General features: G+C 38.5%; 7 protein-coding genes and 2 pseudogenes. 1 reads left to right on the top strand and 8 read right to left on the bottom strand.

Features of this window, described 5'->3' with window-relative positions:
* Window positions 1-92: 92 nt before the first annotated feature.
* A pseudogene (locus HWQ39_RS14335) lies at window positions 93-1,436 on the bottom strand (ISLre2 family transposase); the annotation flags it as partial.
* 276 nt (window positions 1,437-1,712) lie between these two features.
* Here HWQ39_RS14335 and HWQ39_RS14330 point away from each other — a divergent pair.
* Window positions 1,713-2,828 (top strand): transposase, encoded by a 1,116-nt coding sequence (locus HWQ39_RS14330; RefSeq protein ID WP_292845840.1) that lies wholly within the window; start codon window positions 1,713-1,715, stop codon window positions 2,826-2,828.
* 341 nt (window positions 2,829-3,169) lie between these two features.
* On the opposite strand, the gene HWQ39_RS14325 is transcribed toward HWQ39_RS14330, so the two are convergent.
* The 7 genes and pseudogenes from HWQ39_RS14325 to devC all read right to left on the bottom strand — a co-directional run bounded on the left by HWQ39_RS14325 (window position 3,170) and on the right by devC (window position 19,357).
* Complete coding sequence (locus HWQ39_RS14325) at window positions 3,170-8,476, bottom strand: non-ribosomal peptide synthetase (RefSeq protein ID WP_292845837.1); 5,307 nt, start codon at window positions 8,474-8,476, stop codon at window positions 3,170-3,172.
* Window positions 8,477-8,888: 412 nt separating this feature from the next.
* Window positions 8,889-13,805, bottom strand: a complete 4,917-nt coding sequence (locus tag HWQ39_RS14320) for a type I polyketide synthase (protein ID WP_292845834.1) — start codon at window positions 13,803-13,805, stop codon at window positions 8,889-8,891.
* Window positions 13,806-13,862: 57 nt separating this feature from the next.
* Window positions 13,863-14,414 carry a hypothetical protein gene (locus HWQ39_RS14315; protein WP_292845832.1) on the bottom strand — a complete coding sequence of 184 codons (552 nt, stop codon included), beginning with the start codon at window positions 14,412-14,414 and terminating at the stop codon, window positions 13,863-13,865.
* A 297-nt stretch (window positions 14,415-14,711) separates the two neighbouring features.
* Window positions 14,712-16,199: a serine/threonine-protein kinase gene (locus tag HWQ39_RS14310; protein WP_292845829.1), complete on the bottom strand. Its 1,488-nt coding sequence runs from the start codon at window positions 16,197-16,199 to the stop codon at window positions 14,712-14,714.
* Between the two features lie 273 nt (window positions 16,200-16,472).
* Window positions 16,473-17,336: pseudogene (locus tag HWQ39_RS14305) on the bottom strand (cupin-like domain-containing protein).
* 83 nt (window positions 17,337-17,419) lie between these two features.
* Window positions 17,420-18,115 (bottom strand): DevA family ABC transporter ATP-binding protein, encoded by a 696-nt coding sequence (locus HWQ39_RS14300; RefSeq protein ID WP_292845826.1) that lies wholly within the window; start codon window positions 18,113-18,115, stop codon window positions 17,420-17,422.
* Between the two features lie 84 nt (window positions 18,116-18,199).
* Window positions 18,200-19,357 carry an ABC transporter permease DevC gene (devC, locus tag HWQ39_RS14295; protein ID WP_292845823.1) on the bottom strand — a complete coding sequence of 386 codons (1,158 nt, stop codon included), beginning with the start codon at window positions 19,355-19,357 and terminating at the stop codon, window positions 18,200-18,202.
* Between the last annotated feature and the right edge of the window lie 6 nt (window positions 19,358-19,363).

Raw genomic sequence — 19,363 nt, 5'->3', positions numbered from 1 at the left:
AGAGGCTGTAAATTATATTACCGAAGATGATGCCTTCGGTTGGTTCAACCACTGTGGTCTATTTACCTGAAAATTGCTGTAAACAATCAAAAAGCCCCACTGCCAATAGGGAGTTTTTTACCTATTGCTTTATCATAATTTAAACGCCCTTTACGATAAGCATCTAAAATATAATTTCGTTTAGCCACCATAATCTTACACCGCTCTCCAGTAGCTACAGCAATCAACTCATCCATCTGGCTGATTAAGGATTTAGCTTTCCCTTTTTTTAAACTCTTTCTAACTTTAATAAACCATTCTTTAGACTGTGCTTCTTCATTAAAAGCTGCGTCTGCAAATACTTTTATATTTTCTGTAACATGATAAAAATCGAATAGCTGATAAGTTTCAACTGGGCATCCTAATCTTGCCAAAACTGGGGGAATATGTATCCAGATCCACTCCGCTCCATCCCCGATTAATAAGACTTGTTTTGCTTGACTAATTCCCAAGTCAACTAAATCCGCTTCTCAAATCTCCAAAAGCGCTTTATATCCTTCATAAGTGCCATCATTCGTAATAGAAATTTCAGAATTATTTATTTTTTTACCTTGCTCGTCAACAACATAAATTGTAAATAACTTTGGCTCAACCCATTTGCCGATAAACCTGTGTCGCTTGGTTTTGGAATTTTTTCTCCCCTTTTTATTAATTCGGATTCTACTCCGACCACCCTTCGGGTTCGCCAGTTCGACGGGACGGAAACCGACACCGCCGACTGGACTCACCATCTACGGCGATGACAACTCTTTGGCCTTTAAGAATATTACCTTCAGTTAAATTCCCTAATTGGAGATTTAAGATTTTAGATTGACGTAAGTTGATCCCAATTTGACCAAATTTATATGTGTTTTACGTTCAATTCGTTTTAAACTAAGGTTAATTCCCCAACCCGTTAAAGTTGTGCAGGCGGCTTCAAATGAGCTAGTGATTGCACCATATTGGGCAACTGTAGACCATACCAATGGAGTTAATCCCTCTGACATTCCTAAGCACATTAAAAATGGGTAAAATCCTTCACAAAAAGATTTATTTTTATCCTTTTTTTTGTTGATAGTTACTACATACGGTGATTTTAAAGTAACCAGTACATTCCCAATTGTTAATATTTGTCGAGTCCGAAAACCATGTCTTTGGGTTTTGGGATGCCACCAGCCTTGAGTTTGAGTTTTTGCTGTATCGAGAACTGATTGAGATTGGGAAAGATTATATAAAAATAAGGCAATACATTGACCCGCTAAAATAAGCGCTGAATCTCTAATTTTTTGTTCTCTTTCTTTTAATAGTTGCCCATCCCAAACAATAACATTAGTCAATTCTAAAAGTTTAGTAATCTGAGCTTCAAAGTCTTTCAATGATTTCGCTAAATCTAAAGTTGCATCTATATTTTTTTCCATCAAGGTAGGCATTTCCTGTCTCAAAAGTATTGCTAAAACTCATATCTTGCACCTGATAAAAGCAATCAGTATTAACCAAGAACAATAAAATAAAAGTAACATCTAAAAATGGAGCTTCTACTTTATATACTGAGATAATAAACTACATTTAGTAGCAGTATATATACAAATGACATATACAAAGATGGTAATAATGTCATCTGCATAAAGATATTTTTATATGTTCGTAAAAAATGAGAGAAAAGGGCGTAGATAACATAAATAACAGCAAGAAAGATGGAAACCATTCCTGCCCACGCCCATACCCTAATGTATACGATTCTGGCATTGATGCCTAGTCGTTATCAACGAGACAACTTGGAAGCGATGCTAGGGCTATTTCTGGCAGCAGATGGAAAACCTTTGCCACACTACAGCAAATCCAAATCTGAAAGCGCTTTAAGTAGATTTTTAAATACCTATAAATGGCCTACTCGTAAGCTAATTCGTCATGTTCGTCAACAGGCGATTGAGCAAGTTAACAGTCATTGTCCATTGGGGAGAAAGGCGTTTCTACAAGTAATAGTTGACCTGACAACTTTAGAGAAATGTGGTCAGTTTAAAGCATTTAAAAATCTAATAACCGTTTACAACGGCAAACGAGGTTTGCATATAGTAGTCTTATATTTGGTAGTTGGACAATGGCGTATCCCTTGGAATTTCCGTGTCTGGAGAGGTAAAGGGACAGCTAGTCCGTCTCAAATAGCATTGCGAATGGTACGTCATTTACCCAAAGATTTAACCAAACGATTTCGGGTGAAAATTCTCGCTGATACTGCTTTTGGGACTAAAGATTTTATCAACAATATTCGGAAGCTAAAATATCATGCTGTTATTGGTATTGGTTGTAATCGCAAGTTGGTTAGTGGTTATCCAGTTAAACTTCTACATCATCGAGGGCAACAGGTTAGACTTGTTGGATTATATTTTCCTGTCACTCTTTCTTGGTATTACTTCAAATGCGATAATGGTAAGTTTGTTAAAAGATATGTTATTTCTACACAACCTCTTAAAGCTAGTACTATTTCCTGGTGGGGTAAACGTCGTTGGAAAATTGAAAGTTGGTTCAAAACTGCTAAATATCGCTTTGGTTTAAATAGATTTGGACAAGGTACTCTTTTAGGAATTTATCGTTGGTTAGTCTTGTCCATTACTGCCTATTTATTAGCATATTGGACGTATCTTTCATCCTGTTTACCTGATTCTTTGGACTGGGGTCAAGCTGCTTACCTTGCACTATCTACTTTTTTACCTCATTTAGTCTTGTCTTTATTGTTACTAGATATTGAACGGCTTCGACCCTTAGCACTTAGTCATGGAATTGACATTACTATTTCTAAGTGCAAGATATGAGTCTCTCTTTCCAATTGTCTCGACCATTGCGAAACAATCTTGCTAATCGGCTGTTTGGGCTTTTAAACTCTTGCATTAACTTTTATAAAGCTACGTACTTATTGCATGAAAATTTACCACCTCAAAACCCTTAGAGTCAACACTCTAGTTGGCGGCGCGGATTTTCAATCGCAGGTAGACGGCTCATCAACAAGAAAATAACTACACTCGATTTAGCCTATAACCTTAGTCACGGTAGATTTGGTTCTCTTTAGATTTTCTTTACGAATCAGCTCTAAGAAATGAGGATTTAATAAAATCCGTAATTATTGGATCTTATTTAATCCTCATTCCTTAGCCTACTAAAAGTTGGCAAGCATTTGTTCGATTTCTGTATCCATTAACTCATTAACTTCAGCTAAAATTTGTTCTAGAGCATCACTTTCTACTTGTTCAAGTTTGTGAGTCTGTACCAATTCGCTTATTTCAGCGATTGTCGAGCATTCAAATAAACTACGCAACGGTAACTCTATCAAGAAGGCTTCGTTGACCTGATTTACAAGTTGCATAGCTAAGAGCGAATTGCCTCCCAATTCAAAGAAATTATCGTGGATACCGACTTGTTTTAAGTTTAGAACTTCTGCCCAGATAGAAGCTAGTAACTCCTCGATAGGGTTGCGGGGTGAAACCATATTCACTTCAATACTGTTGATTAACACACCCAAGCTATTTAGAGCAAGACGATCGATTTTACCGTTAGGGGTAAGGGGTATGGTTTCTACTTGGAAGAAAGTAGAGGGTAACATGTACTCAGGCAATTTTTGCTTGAGGAAGCGATGCAGTTTGCTACTATCTACATTTTGCTCTTGATGAAAAACAATGTATGCTTGCAATCGCTGATTATCTAGTTGGTCATCGCTGGCTATAACTACACACTCTCTGACTTGTGGATGTTGACTCAGCGCTGCTTCGATTTCTCCTAATTCAATACGGAAACCGCGAATCTTCACTTGGTTATCAATTCGACCGATAAATTCAATAGTACCATCGCTTTTGTAGCGGGCTAAATCTCCTGTTTTGTACAAGCGGGCTGTCGGTTCATCACTAAAGGAGTTGAAAATAAACTTTTCGACTGTTAATTCTGGACGGTTAAGATAACCTCGTGCCAAACCATTACCACCAATATGCAATTCACCTGCAACACCGATAGGCACTGGTTGCAAATGATGGTCGAGAATATAAATTTGAGTATTAGCTATGGGATGACCAATAAACAGTGAAGAAGCTGTTTGATGTTCTAAACTCACTTGGGAATCATAGACTGTAGCTGTAATTGTAGCTTCAGTAGGACCGTAAGCGTTTCGCCAACTAACGTTGCTACTTACTTGCTGTTGCCAAGTAATAAACCGCTCTAATGGGACTCTTTCGCTACCAAGAACTAATAAACGTACATTCTCTGCCCAGCTGATATGGGGCATTTGGGAAACCCACTCTTGCCAGTATACTACTGGCAGGTTTAGGACAGTCAATTCTTGTTTTTTGACAAATTGCACAAAATCTGCCACTGCAAGCATTTTCTTTGGTCGTAGTACCAAAGTTGCTCCACTTAACCAAGTAGGAAGTATTTCCTCGGCAGCTACATCAAAGCTAAAGCTTGCAAATTGTAGGACGCGATCGCTCGCTTTGAGTTCATAATTTTTAGCTATGGCGTAGTTATGGTTTACTAAGGCTTGGTGCGGAATTAGTACTCCCTTCGATTTGCCAGTAGAACCGGAAGTATAAATCACATAGGCTAAATTTGTCGGCTCAACAACACTAACAGGATTCGTGATTGATTGACGAGAAATCACTTGCCAATCCGTATCCAATAGTACTAGTTTTGCAGAGTGTGGAGGCAGTTGACTCTCTAATTCAGCACTTGTCAGTAGCACTGAGGCTTGAGAATCACTTAGCATATGAGCCAAGCGTTCTTGAGGATAAGCCGGGTCTAGGGGTACGTAAGCACCACCAGCTTTGAGAACACCCAGCATCGCTACTAACATTTCTACAGAATGTTCAACGCAAATGCCCACGAGGACTTCTGGTTTTACACCTAAACTTTGTAGGAAATGCGCTAATTGGTTAGCACGCTGATTTAGCTCTCGATATGTCAGTTTTTCTTCAGCAAATTCTACTGCTACAGCATTCGGAGTTAATTGTGCTTGTTGTTCAAATATTTGATGAATACATTTATCTTGGGGATAGTCGGTTTGAGTGTTATTCCACTCAACCAGTATTTGATAACGTTTAGTTGCTGTTAATAAGGATAATTGCGAGAGCGATGTTTGGGAACTGCCAATAATCGCCATCAATAACGTTTGGTAATGTCCAAGTATACGGTCAATAGTGGCAGCATCAAACAAGTCTGCATTATAATCACATTCCAACAGTAACTCGTTTTCAATCTCAGTCACATTCAAGCCTAGATCGTAGTCAGCAAAACTTATAGATTGAGGTAACAAGCTACTTGACAAATTATACATTTGCGGAATGTCTACGGGGCGCTCCAGGTTAAAGGTGGCGTTCACCAAAGGAGACATGCTGCTACTAGCCTTTACTCCCAGTTTGTCAATTAATTTAGCAAAAGGATAATCTTGATGCTCATAAGCATCCAACAACAAACTTTTGCAAGTTTTGAGATGTTCGACGAATGTCGCATCGCCCACAATTTGACCGCGTATCGGTAGCATATGGCTGCAATAACCAACTAGTCGCTCACTGCCTTCAAGAGAGCGTCCAGCAGCAACAATACCAATGGTAATGTCGTCTTGGTTGGTTAAGCGATAGAGTAAGACAGAATATGCAGACAGCAGCGTCATAAATAGGGTACAACCGTTTTGCTTGCTGAATTGTTTGATTGCACCACTTAAGCTACTGTCAAGCTGTAACTGTTGTCTGCCACCTTGATAAGTTTTGATTAGTGGGCGAGGACGGTCAGTGGGCAGGTCTAAAACTGGAACTGGGCTGGCAAACTTCTGTAACCAATAAGATTCATGAGCTTTCATCTCGTCTGTTTCACAGTATTGACGATGCCAGTCGAGATATGAACTATATTGCATCGGTGGTTCTAGCTGGCAAACATCACCCTGACAAGTTGCTGAATACAATGCAATCATTTCTTGCAAGATAACGCTGATTGACCAGCCATCAGTAATAATGTGATGGGCGCTAACAACTAATATATGCAATTGGTCTTTTAATTTCAGAATCCGAACGCGGAATAAAGGCCCCTTGGTGAGGTCAAAAGATTCGCGGCTTTCGTTTTGCAACCACTCGGCTAGTTGAAAGTTGCCATCTTCTAAATTTGAAAAGTCAATTACAGGAACGTCTATTTGCAGTGATGGTAATATTTCTTGAAAATCGCCTTGACTGCTGATAGTTGTACGTAGAGCCTCATTACGTTGTATCACTTGCTGCACTGCTTGACGCATGGCTGCTAGATGAAGTGTACCCTGTAATTGAATATTGAGGGAAATGTTGTAAGCTAAAGACCCATTGTCACCAATTTGAGCTAAAAACCAAAGCTGCTTTTGGGCATCACTCAGGGGAATTTTGAATGCTGGTTTTACTTCTAATTCATTTTTAATTTGGGTTTCCAAAGCTACAGAACTTCTCAATTTGTCTGATGTGTTATATGTCTGCTTTTGGACTATGGATAATTTTAGCTTTTTGGGAAAAAAACCTGCTGTGCGTAATTCTTGTACACTATCTTGGACTGATTGAATTACATAATTTACATCTTCATCTGTATGTGCAGTAGATAGAAAACAGGTGCGTCCTTCCCAAATATAAACGCCTTTTGCAATTAAAGAGTAATACAGCAAATCCATTTCTAAAGGCTGATATAGATAGCTAGAATTTCCCGATAAAGTAAAGCGAAAAAGCGAGCTAAAATGCACTATCTGAACAGGAATATTTTCTTGTTCAAAGTAAGTATTGAGTGTTGCGGCTAACTGTGATGTGCGTTGATTCAATCGCTCCTGAAGGGTAGCTCCTTCAGCTTTGAGGTGTAGGAGTGTGGCTCGTGTTGCTGCCATCGTCAAAGGATGTTTGGAGAAAGTACCAGCAAAAAATGTCGTTTCCACTTCTGGATAAGATTCATCTCCATAGTTCCACATACCACCGTCAATTTTGTCCATATAAGCTGCTTTTCCAGCGATCACCCCGATTGGCATTCCCCCACCAATTAACTTGCCATAGGTGACAATATCTGCATCAACACCAGACCATGCTTGCGCTCCACGGGGATGAACACGGAAACCTGTGATTACTTCATCAAAAATCAAGGTGATATCTAGTTGTTGTGTTACCTCTCGCAACTGTTGCAGAAATTCTTTAGGTTGTAAATCGGGTTTGCGGCTTTGTACAGGCTCAACTAAAACTGCTGCTAATTCATGAGCATTGGCTTTGATAATATCAAGCGATTCAGAAGCCCCATAAGTCAGAAGCAAAACATCATCAACCATATTTTGCAGCACCCCTGGAACCATTGGGTGTGCTGGTAATTTTCCATCCTCAGATGTTTGTGGTATGGCTAAGGTGCCATCAAAATGACCGTGATAAGCACCTTTAAAAATAGCAATTTTGGCACGACCTGTGGCTGCACGGGCTATACGCATCGCTGTCATCGCCGCTTCTGTACCTGAATTACAGAAAGTGACTCGTTCCATTCCTGTCATTTCGCAGATTAAAGTTGCTACCTCACCAGCAAGTTTAGATTGGGGGCCGATTTGCGTGCCTTGCTTGAGTTGATTTTCTAGAGCTTCTGTAATAAAGGGAACATCATGACCAAAAAGATGTACGCCAAAACCCATAGAAATATCTATATACTCATTGCCATCAATATCCCAAATTTTTGAACCTTGAGAACGATCGCCAACAATAGGATAGAGGATTTCTTTAGTTTCGGGACGAAATCCTACAGAAGCCCTTCTGTCGGCGAGGACAGGACGATAGGTTTGCGATCGCTGTTTGGATTTTGCTGTACGTTTGGTATAACGGGCGATCAGAGAATCTAAATATTGTTGCTGTTGTGGGGTGAGGATTTTGGCTGACGATTGTTCAACTCGCCAGAAAGAAGAGGGAAAATCTTTTTTTGCGGTTGATTTGTGTAATTCTACTGGGTTATGGGCAAATTTCGCTTCTTTATGTGGGCTAGGGGAAGAATTTAAATTTGTTGATAAGCTTGAATTACGCAAGATTTCCAACTGTTGGGACATCAATTCAAACTGCTGCCGAAGAACGGTTTCTACTAATGTTTCAGATGTTGTTTCTGACGCTTGAGAGGGCAATATTTCGGGTTGTTCTTGAATTTGAGATTTGATAGGTTCTTGTTGTATATTCTCATCAATATAGTTTGCTAACGCATTGAGGTTTGTTAGTTCTTCAAATAACTGACGAATCGCAATTTTAATTCCAAAAGTATTTTCAATTTGACGAATGGCATCAATTAGCACTATTGAATCAGCACCCATTTCTAAAAAAGGAGCATGAACATCAATATCTTCTGGATCGGATTTGAGTAAATTTGCAATAATTGTGCGTAGTTCTGCTAATAATTTTTGGCATTTATTGGGTTGACTGGTAACTTGAAAATAAGAATTATCAGTGTTAAGAGTATATGTATTCATGATTTTTCATCAATTGCTTGGTTGGAATTTAATCTGATTAGTTTTTCCAGGGGCTATATATATAGGACTTACGCAAGAGTTCTCTGAAACTCTTATTTCTCCGTGTCCTCTGCCCCCTCTGTGGTTCGTTTTTTCATGATTTTGCGTAAGTCCTCATATAAAAGGAAGAAGGAACAAATGTGTACCTAGCTTCGCAAAAATAAAATAAGTCCCATATATCGCCTATGTTTTCATAGGGGTAAGTCAATTAATTTATGCAATCACTAACTTACCGTTCTTTTTTTCGCTAAATTTGGTTATAAATCAATACGGTTTAGTTTTAGGAGATGCGATTAATGAGCCAGTGCGGTCTGTGGGAAGACCCCAAGACCGCATTGGCGTTGGAAACCCTCCCGTGTGGAGGGTTGTGGGCTTATCTTGACCGTATTCCATTCTGGAATAGCAAGAATTTGTCTGTGGACAAATTATGACTACGCAAAACTTCTAATTGCTGAGACATAATCTGTAGTTGTTGTTTGAGCATTTTTTCTACCAATGCTTGAGATGGTGTTCTTCTAGCATCATCATTAACTGAAGCAACAGGTTTAGAACCATTGCTATTGAGATTTACTTCTGTACTGTCAACCGAATTTTGCGATTGAATCCAGTAACGTTTTCTTTGAAACGCATAAGTAGGAACTGGAAGTACCCGATGCGAATAATCGCTTTCAAATCCCGTCCAGTCAATATCTACTCCTCGCAGATACAATACTGATACACTTTCCAATAATGTTTGCCAATTATCTCGCTTTGCAGTCAAAGAAGGCAACCAAACCGAATCTTCGTTTTGCTGACAACGTTTACCCAGACTAGAAAGAACTGGTTTAGCACCAATTTCTATGAATAATTCGTAACCTTCTGCCAATAAAGTATTCAACCCTGCCATAAATCTTACAGCTTGGCGCGTATGGCATCGCCAGTATTTGGCATCAGGTACTTGTCCTGCTGGTAGAAAATTCCCGGTGACATTGGAAACTAAAGGAATCAGTGGTGCTTGAAATTTGACTTGGCTTGTTACTTGTTCAAAAGCATCAAGCATTTCATCCATTAAAGGAGAATGGAAAGCATGAGATACATTCAAGCGTCGAGTCTCAATTCCTTGGGCTGTGAATTGGGCGATCGCTGCTTCAACTTTGGCGATCGTACCAGAGATGGTAATATTATTAGGAGCATTAACCGCAGATATCGTAAGTTCCGATCTGTAAGATTCAATTACAGCTTGCACTTGCGCTTCATTGGCAAACACCACAGCCATCGCACCCATTGACTTGATTTCTTGCATCAAGCGCGATCGTTCAGTAATTAGCTTCAGTCCTACTTCCAAACTAAATACTCCAGCAATGCAAGCAGCCACATATTCACCGAAACTGTGACCAATTACCGCTGTTGGTTCCACACCCCAAGACTTCCATAATTGCGCCAAAGCGTACTCTACAGCAAATATAGCTGGTTGGGTATAGGCAGTTTCATCGATGCAGCTACTTTCATCAGAATACAAAACCGACGCCAGAGGTTTATCTAAATGTAACCGCAAAATTTCATCGCATTGGTCGATGCAAGCACGGAAGGTCGGTTGAGTTTCGTAAAGTTGGCGACCCATATTTAGATATTGGGAACCCTGACCTGTGAACAAAAAGGCGATTTTGGGATGCTTTTTGCCGCTAATTTTACCGCTTTCTAACTGGGATGTTTTTTTACCAACCGTGTAAGCACCAAGTCCCGTTTGTAATTGGATGTTAGATTGAGCGATCGCAACTAGGCGATGCTCGAAATGGGAACGTCCGGTATTAGCCGTAAAACAAATATCTGCTAATGATGCATCAGGGTTATTACTAAGATAATTTTCATAATCTCGTGCTAAATCGTGCAAAGCATTTTCACTTTTAGCAGAGAGTGTGAAAAGATGCATCTGCCGTTCATCGCGGCCTGTTTGTTTTTGAAGAGGTGCTTCTTCTAAAATTACATGGGCATTAGTACCACCAAAACCAAAGGAAGAGATACCAGCCAAGCGCCGTTTATGTCCTCGATGCCAAGGTACACATGCAGTGGGGATGGATAACGTTCCAGCCAAAGAAATGTGGGGGTTAACTTGTTTGAGGTGCAGATGGGGTGGAATTTCCTCGCGATCTAACGATAGTACAGTTTTAATTAAACCAGCGATTCCCGCTGCTGCTTCTAAATGTCCAATGTTGGTTTTGACCGAACCAATCACACAGGGATTTTCCGGCGATCGCCCTGGCGTGAGTACAGCTTTTAAAGAATTGATTTCGATAGGATCGCCTAAAAAGGTTCCAGTACCGTGGGCTTCAATGTAGCCGATTTCATCAGGTGACACACCTGCATTTTGCATCGCTTGCCGAATCACTGCTTGTTGAGCTGGGCCGTTGGGTGCTGTCAGTCCGTTGCTGCGTCCGTCTTGATTAATTGCCGAACCTTTAATCACTGCCAGGATATTATCACCATCCCGACGAGCATCGCTAAGACGCTTGAGAACTACTACACCACAACCTTCTCCCCGGACATAACCATCAGCATCGGCATCAAAAGTTTTACAACGACCATCACTAGCCATCATCCCGGCTTGGGAAAATGTAATCGTCAATTGTGGGGTGAGAATTAAGTTTACACCAGCAGCTAAGGCCAGTTCGCATTCTCTCTGACGCAGACTTTGACAAGCTTGGTGAACTGCAACTAAGGATGAAGAACAAGCTGTATCTACTGCCAAACTCGGCCCGCGCAAATCTAACAAATAGGAAATACGGTTAGCGGCGATGCTAAAAGCGTTACCTGTACCCGTGTAAGCATCTAATCCAGTAATTTGTTTGGATTGCAACTGAGAGTAATCAAAATTACTAATCCCGACAAAGACACCTGTATTGGTTCCTGCTAATTTATCTGGTGGATAAGCTGCATTTTCTAGCGCTTCCCAGCTAACTTCTAGTAATAATCTCTGTTGCGGGTCGAGAGATTCTGCTTCACGTGGGGAGATGCCAAAAAATTGCGTGTCAAATTGGTCTACTTGCTCTAAAAAGCCACCCCAACGAGTATTCATTTTGCCTGGTGTAGCGCGGTTGGGGTCATAGAAAGTATTGACATTCCATCGCTGTTTAGGTACTTCAGTAATGGCATCAACACCATTACGGAGTAATTGCCAAAAGGCTTCTGGGTTATTAGCACCAGGGTAACGGCAACCAATACCAACGATCGCGATCGCATTATTTTCTGTTTGCGGTTGCGCTATTATCTTCGGTTGTGGCACTCCATCACCTAAATATTGTGCCAGAACAGCGATAGAAGGGTAATCATATAACAGCGTCGGTGAAAGTTCCCGTCCTAACCATTCTTGTAATTCTCCAGAAATTCTCACGGCTGCCAAGGAACCCAGACCATATTGTGCAAGCGGTTCGTCAATATTAATTTCCTGGGGAGATTGCAATTGTTCAGTAACTTTTGCGACTAACCAAGCTGCGATCGCTTCGGTGTTTACTGTTTGTTCTACTTGTAGTGCAATTGATTCTTGGGTCTTGTTGGGAGCATCAGCACTCCACTGGGCAACCATATCAAGAGTACCAGCTTCTAACTCAGCTCGGCAGGTACTGCGTCGCACTTTGCCAGAAGAAGTTTTGGGTAAACTGTTGGTTTTAATTAAGACAATGGCATGAGTTGGCAAGTCATGGTGTTCGGCTACGGCTTTACGAATTTCTGTTATGACTTCATCAGCGTTGAGTTTGCGGAGATGAGAGCGTTCGACTTCTTGGACTATGACCAACTTTTCTGAGTTATTGATTTCAACTGCAAAGGCTGCACCACTAGCAGGACGTAATGCTGGATGACAATTTTCAATTGTGAATTCAATATCTTGGGGATAATGGTTGCGACCCATGATAATAATTAAATCTTTGAGACGACCAGTGATAAACAACTCACCATCCTGTAAACAGCCTAAATCTCCAGTTCGCAAAAAAGGGCCAGTTGTATTGTCTGCAAGGTACGCATGAAAAGTATTTTTTGTTTGTTCGGGATTATTCCAGTAACCTTGAGCAACGCTAGGCCCTGATACCCAAACTTCTCCCACCTGTCCATCTGCACAAGGCATAAATGATTCGGGATTTACAACCAATACTTTTTGGTCTGGGCTACTTTTACCGCAACCAACAATCGCTTTGCCGCCAGCTTCAGCAGTAGTATCTATGACTTGGTTTTGTGACAAAGCTGTGGTTTGAATATGACGAACAATTGGAACTTCAGATGTTAAACCGCCAGATACAATTAAAGTCGTTTCCGCCATCCCATAACAAGGATAGAAAGCTGAGTGCCGGAAACCGCAAGGAGCAAAAGTTTCGGCAAAACGTTCTAGTGTTTGGGCGCGTATCGGTTCAGCACCTGTAAACGCAACTTTCCAACTACTCAAATCAAGACTTGCTAGTTGTTCGGGGGTAATTTGGCGACAGGCGAGGTCATAAGCAAAATCTGGGCCTCCACTCGTAGTTGCTTTGTAATTAGAAATCGCCTGCAACCAACGGAAAGGCTTTTGCAGAATAGCAACCGGTGCCATCAGTGTTACTGGAAAACCACCATATATCGGTTGCAAAACCCCGCCAATTAATCCCATATCGTGGTATGGTGGCAGCCAAATTACACCTTGGCTTTGGGGTGTGTGTTGATAAAAGTTATAGATTAGTTGGGAATTATGCAATAAATTACCGTGGGTAATCATTACTCCTTTCGGTGTGCCAGTAGAACCCGAAGTGTATTGCAGAAAAGCCAAAGTATCACTATTGACATTTGGATGCTGCCAAATTCCAACTATACTGATGTTAATACTATCAGTTGCGATCCAGGGTATCACAGCCAATGTAATATTTTCAGCTAATTGAGGCGAGATGCTTGTCAATATAGATTCTGTAGTCAATGCTACTACCGCTTCAGCATCAGATACAATCGCCTGTAGCCTAGACATTTTTTGATTGCGTCGGGGTGGATAAGCTGGAACTGCGACAAAACCAGCATATAAACAACCAAAAAAGGCGGCGATAAATTCTAGTCCAGGTGGATACAGTAACAAAGCCCGCGAACCTGGTACTCCCTGTTGCAGAAGTTGAGTAGCGATCGCGCGTGCTTTTCGATCTAATTCTTGATAAGTTAAGTTAACGCTTTCTGTTTCTCCATCAACAAGAAAAGTATAAGCTGTTTGCTCAGGTTGATTATGCGCTCTATAGGTTAAAAGGTCTATTAAAGTAGAAAAGTTAACATTATTTTTATTGGCAAAATTGTTGAGGCTAGTAATCATTTGCTTTTTCCTTATAATAAATCCAGTAATGGACGGAGTTTGTAATTAATAGTGAAGTTAAGAGACTTTGAACTGTGTCTGTTGAATAGACATTTGTATGTTTTCTAACAAAGCATCTACATCTGCCTGTAGTTGCTGCAAATCTTGTTGAGGGTTTACTGTCCAAGTATGTATTGCATCCAAACTTGCATTCAGAAAAATTTTCTGGCAAGTTTGACGGTCAATCTTTCCATCAGAGTCTTTTGGGAGACTAATTGCCTTTAGAAGTACTACAGCATATATTTGCAATCCATGTTCTTCCAACACAGCAGAACGGATAGCTTGAATTACTTCATCCACGTTAATAATACGTGAATAGGTTCTCTTTACTTCCTGAATAACTACTAACCGTTCTTGATAATTAACTTCGACGGGAAATGCCACTCCTGCATTTTTTCTTAAGGAAGAATGGCTTTGATTTACGGTTTTTTCAACAGCTTGAGTGGAATAATTAGCACCTCGAATACTAATTATGTTTCTGACAAAATGTTTATTTAGGTTGAGGTTACTTTCATCAACAAAATTTTGTACTTCTTTTTGCTGCTCGTTTACCAATACTAAGAAGTTCATTTTTCTACTTTAATGTATAACTAAGATGAGTAAATTCATTCAAAAATTTAGGAGAGTTACTTATAATATATATTACGGATCTAATCTATAAAATTATGCAATTGAAAAGTAATTTTTAGAAAAGATAATCGTAAATAGCAAACATTAAGAAATATATAAAGCCCTAAATAATTTCTCGAACGCCTCCGCCATCTCCTTTCATATAGCGTCTTTGAAGGAAAAGAGTAGATTTAAAGCGCCTTTGAAAGCTGCGATCGCCTACAAAAGTTATTATGACATACAGTTGATGACAGCTACTTATTCAGTAGTTTGTAAAATATACAATTTTGATTCAATTATCTTATACATGTGCTTTTGAAACTGTTCTGCCATTAATTTTTCAGGAATTTCTGCTGCTAACATTTCAATAATTTGTTTGGTAGAACAATCTGAAAAACTTACTAGTACGTTATTAATAATTAGCTGTGCAATTGGCCCAACAAAGTTAGTATATTCTTTCTTGATAAGTTCAAAAAGCTGTAAATTACTAGTTACCGAATAATTCTCCAGAAATTTATGTATGTTAAGTTGAATATAAATTTTGTTATTACAGTCATTATTTTCTGCTACTTCTTTAGTAGTTATTTTCATTAGAAAATTATTAATTTTTGTGAATATCGTCGAACTTTTAATCAAGGCATGAGTAGAAGACTCAGAATTTACACTCGATTTTTGTTTTATATACTCTGATAAATCTAAGTTGAGATAAATAGGTTTTTCTAGACCAATATTTTCATTTATATTATTAGATTGTCTCAGGTTTCGTTCTAAATTTTGTAAAATTAATAATTCTTCTAATGCCTTATTAGTTTCTTTTTTTTCTCTACGAATTTTAATAGCCTTTGTTGGAGATGTGATTTTGAATTCAAAACGAGGTAAAACAGATGAACTACTATCTAGATTATTCAAGACAAGGAGAATTTCTTTAGCTGACTGAAAGCGGGCATTTGGTTCTTCTACTAACATTTTTTCGATAATTTTGGCAAAATCATCGCTTACATTGATTTGAGAACGCCATTGCCAATTTAGTGATTCATCTAAGAGAGCATGTGGCATTTTTCCAGTTAAAAGAATTACTGTACAAACACCAAGTGCATAGATATCACTAGAAGGATAGGAATATCCTAAACGTAACTGCTCAGGTGGAGAATAACCAAACTTTCCAACTACTGAAATACGAATTGAGTTATAAAAGTTTAGAGAATCAGTAGACAGAATCTGCGTGTAATTTTCTTTAACTGTCCCAAAATCAATCAACACAGGTTTAGATTGATTATCAGGTAGCATGATATTCTCTAGTGAAATATCTCTGTGAATTATTTTACGTTCGTGGAGATAGTCTAAAACTGGCAATACATCTGTCAGCCATGTTCTCACTTCTATTTCAGAAAAAGGCTGACCTGTCTGCACCAGGCGTTCTGAGAAAATTTCAGAATAAGTTTTGCCGTTAATATATTCCTGAACGATAAAGATTCGTTGGTTATCTGTAAACCAAGCTAAAAATTTGGGGACTTGAGGATGCTGAATCTGGTATAAAACTTTTGCTTCACGCTCGAATAAATCCTGGGATTTCCGTAGGTTTTCTGCTTTTGATGCTGTTGGTACAAACTCTTTCAAAACACAAGGTTCATCAAATCGCTGATTGTCTAATGCTAGGTAAGTTCGTCCAAATCCTCCCTTACCAAGCAATTTCTGAATCTGATAACGGTTATTTATTAAAGTTCCTGACTCAAGTTCTGTAATCATTTCTAATACCTTATTAATTTGGAGCAAACATTATTTTTTTATTTAATAGTGTTGCATCCTCAAGAATTATGCAGAAAACAGACAGTTAGCGAATAAATAAAACTTTCCTCCTTCAGGATAAAACGAACGCTAAAGAACATATGCATCAAAAATTTACTGCTAGTATGGCCATGCCAAGCAACTACATTGTCATAGATAATTTAGCTTTACTTTAGTTATATGTAAATAGAGACCTTACGGTTAAAGTCTCTATAAATCAAGTTTTATTTGACCTTATAATTTTTTGAACTTTTGTCTGATTTGATAAGGAATGACATAAGGTGCTATTTGCAATAACGTTGGTAAAAATCTTTTCTGCACAATTAGGTCTTTGATACTTGGAGGATACCAAAAAGTTAATGAAATATTTTCCTCTAACGCTGTAACATGATGCCACCACAAAGGTGGAATATAAAGTATTTATCCGGCTTCTAGAATCACCTCAATTTTGTCTTGCCAAGGAAATTCAGGGTATAATTTTAAGTCTGGCGTAACAAGATTTACTTTACTCCAAGCAGGTGAATAAGCATTCTCTTTAATCGGTGGATAGAATGATAGATAATTGGATGGTGGAAATAAAATAAACCTTTTGCGTCCCCGAATCTGCACAAAAATGTTATGTATATCATCAAAGTGCAAGTAAGTAGTTGAAGTAAATTTTTTGTTAGAAAAACCAAAAAAGAAATACATTATTTTTAGATTCTTCGCAAAATATTCGGGATAAACTATATCTTTAATGAGTTCAGGAAAGTACTTATGGAAATCTACCTGAGCCATATAGTACGAGATATTATCATCGTTTTGATTACCGTTAACTATATCAATATAGTCTTTAAACTTCATTTGCTTGGGATGATTATAATAATCACCAGAAGCAAAGTTGTAATTTTGAAAGAATGTTGGATTATAAGTTTCAACAGTAACAAGATTATCTCCACAAACATTTGTTATATAGCTATTTGACCAATTTTTATAAGCGTCCCATTGGTTAGCTACACCATTAATAATAAATGCTTGACCTTGCTTCCACAGATTTAAGAATTCTTGCTTGCTAGGATTACAAATTCTTGTGATAGAAATTCTTGCTGTAGTTATCATGAGATATCTCCTATAATCAAAGTGAATGTTAGTTTAGATTGAGGGAAATAAGGTAACTTTGGTGTCAGTACAACTTCTACTTATTAAGCAGCACTTACATCATTTCTTAACTGACCATCTTCCATGTAAATGATGCGGTCAGCCATATCAAGGATGCGATTATCATGAGTAATTAAAAGAATGGAACAACCTTGATATCTGGCGCATTCTTTTAAAATTTCAACGACTGTATGAGTACTGTTTTTATCTAGCGATGCTGTTGGTTCGTCAGCAAGAATTAATTTAGGTTGAGTAACTAGCGCTCGTGCAAACGCCACACGTTGTTTTTGTCCTTCTGAAAGTTGCTCAGGATAATAATGAATACGGTGATTCAAACCTACTATTTCCAAGATTGCTTCTGCTCGGTTACACATTTCTTTCCGAGACATATTTCGAGCTAATTCCATAGTCATTTGTACATTTTGACTAGCAGTTAGAAAAGGTACTAAATTATGTTTTTGGAAAATATACCCAATTTGACGGCGTAGTTGTAATAGCTTTTGATTGTTAGCTCGATATATTTCCCTTCCCAAAACTTTCACGCTACCTTCTTGCACACTCCGTAAACCAGCCATTAGACTTAATAAAGTTGTTTTACCTGAGCCAGAAGGGCCAGTTAAAATTACAATTTCACCAGATTGAATTGACAAGCTAACATCAAATAAAACCTGTTTTCGTAACGAGCCTTTGCCAAAGTAGTGGTTGAGATGCTGAACAGATATGATAGAACCTTGTGACATAGTGATTACCTAAAAATTAAAAGATAGATAAATTTGTGGTGTAAATATTCTGAAAACACTAAGGTTATTAATGATGGTATGACTTTATCCAAAAAGTTCGGCAGGGTCAGCAGAACGAAGTTTATTCATGGCTAACATTCCTGCAAGAGAACACATAACAATTGTGAGCAACATGACTATTACACCCCTAGTAATAGTCATAATCATTGGTAAACGAGTAGCCTCTTGAACAAAGTTATAGAGATACATGCAAACAGCAAATCCAGGGATATATCCAATCAAAGACATTAAAATTGCTTGTTGTAAAACTAGCTTTACCAAGTAAGAATTGCCGTATCCAATAGCTTTAAATGTTGCATAAATAAATAAGCTATCAGAAATTTGTGTGTATAGAATTTGATAAACAATAATGCCACCAAAGACACAGCCAATCACAGTACCCATATTAAAAATAAATCCTATAGGTGTAGATTGTGCTAAAACGTCTTTCTCTAGTTTTATATAGTCTTCTAGAGTCATTAATTTCACGTCTTGAGGTAAGTCTTTTGAGATTTTTTTGATTATACTTTCAGGTTTAACACCAGGTTTAACTTGAATAACTCCCATCTGAACTTTTTCTAATGGGTGGTTTAAAATCTCAGAGTAGTTTAAATCACTGGTGATGATTACACCATCAGCTGTCATCACCCCACCTCCTAGAGAAAATAATCCTCTCACTTTTATTTGGTGATTAGATACTTCTGTTGTTACTTCTCCATGCTTTTCTAATTCTGCAACGATTGGGCCAAATTCAGGTCGAGAAAGTCTATCAAATAGTATAGTATTAGCAGCTTTTATCAGTTCTTTCTGTTGATTTACTTCTGGCAAATTAAAAACAGGTTGATCGGGTGTAAAACCAGCAATAGCGATTGGTCTATTGACAAAAGTTTCAGGATTTTTAAAATTTATAACGGAAAAATAAAAAGGATTGACTGATGCGATGCCATCAACCGCTGAGATGTTATACAAATAGCGTCGTGGAAACACTTTCATATCAAAAAAGCGCTCGGTATCGCGATGTAGCAGTACTAAATCTGCTTGTATTTTTTTATGGAATACAACAGCATCTTCAAAAAGACCGTCTCGAAAACCCAATTGAATAAACATCAACATCACAGCAAAAGTAACGCCAGTAATTGTTACTAGTAGTCGGGATTTGCGATGAATTAATTGTAACCAAGCAACTGGTGTTGTAGCGTTCATATTTTA

Origin of the sequence: Nostoc sp. NMS8, assembly GCF_017115045.1 — a bacterium.
Classification (GTDB): Bacteria; Cyanobacteriota; Cyanobacteriia; order Cyanobacteriales; family Nostocaceae; genus Nostoc.
Note: the sequence above shows the minus strand (reverse complement) of the source record. Positions and strands in the feature narration are given on the sequence as shown.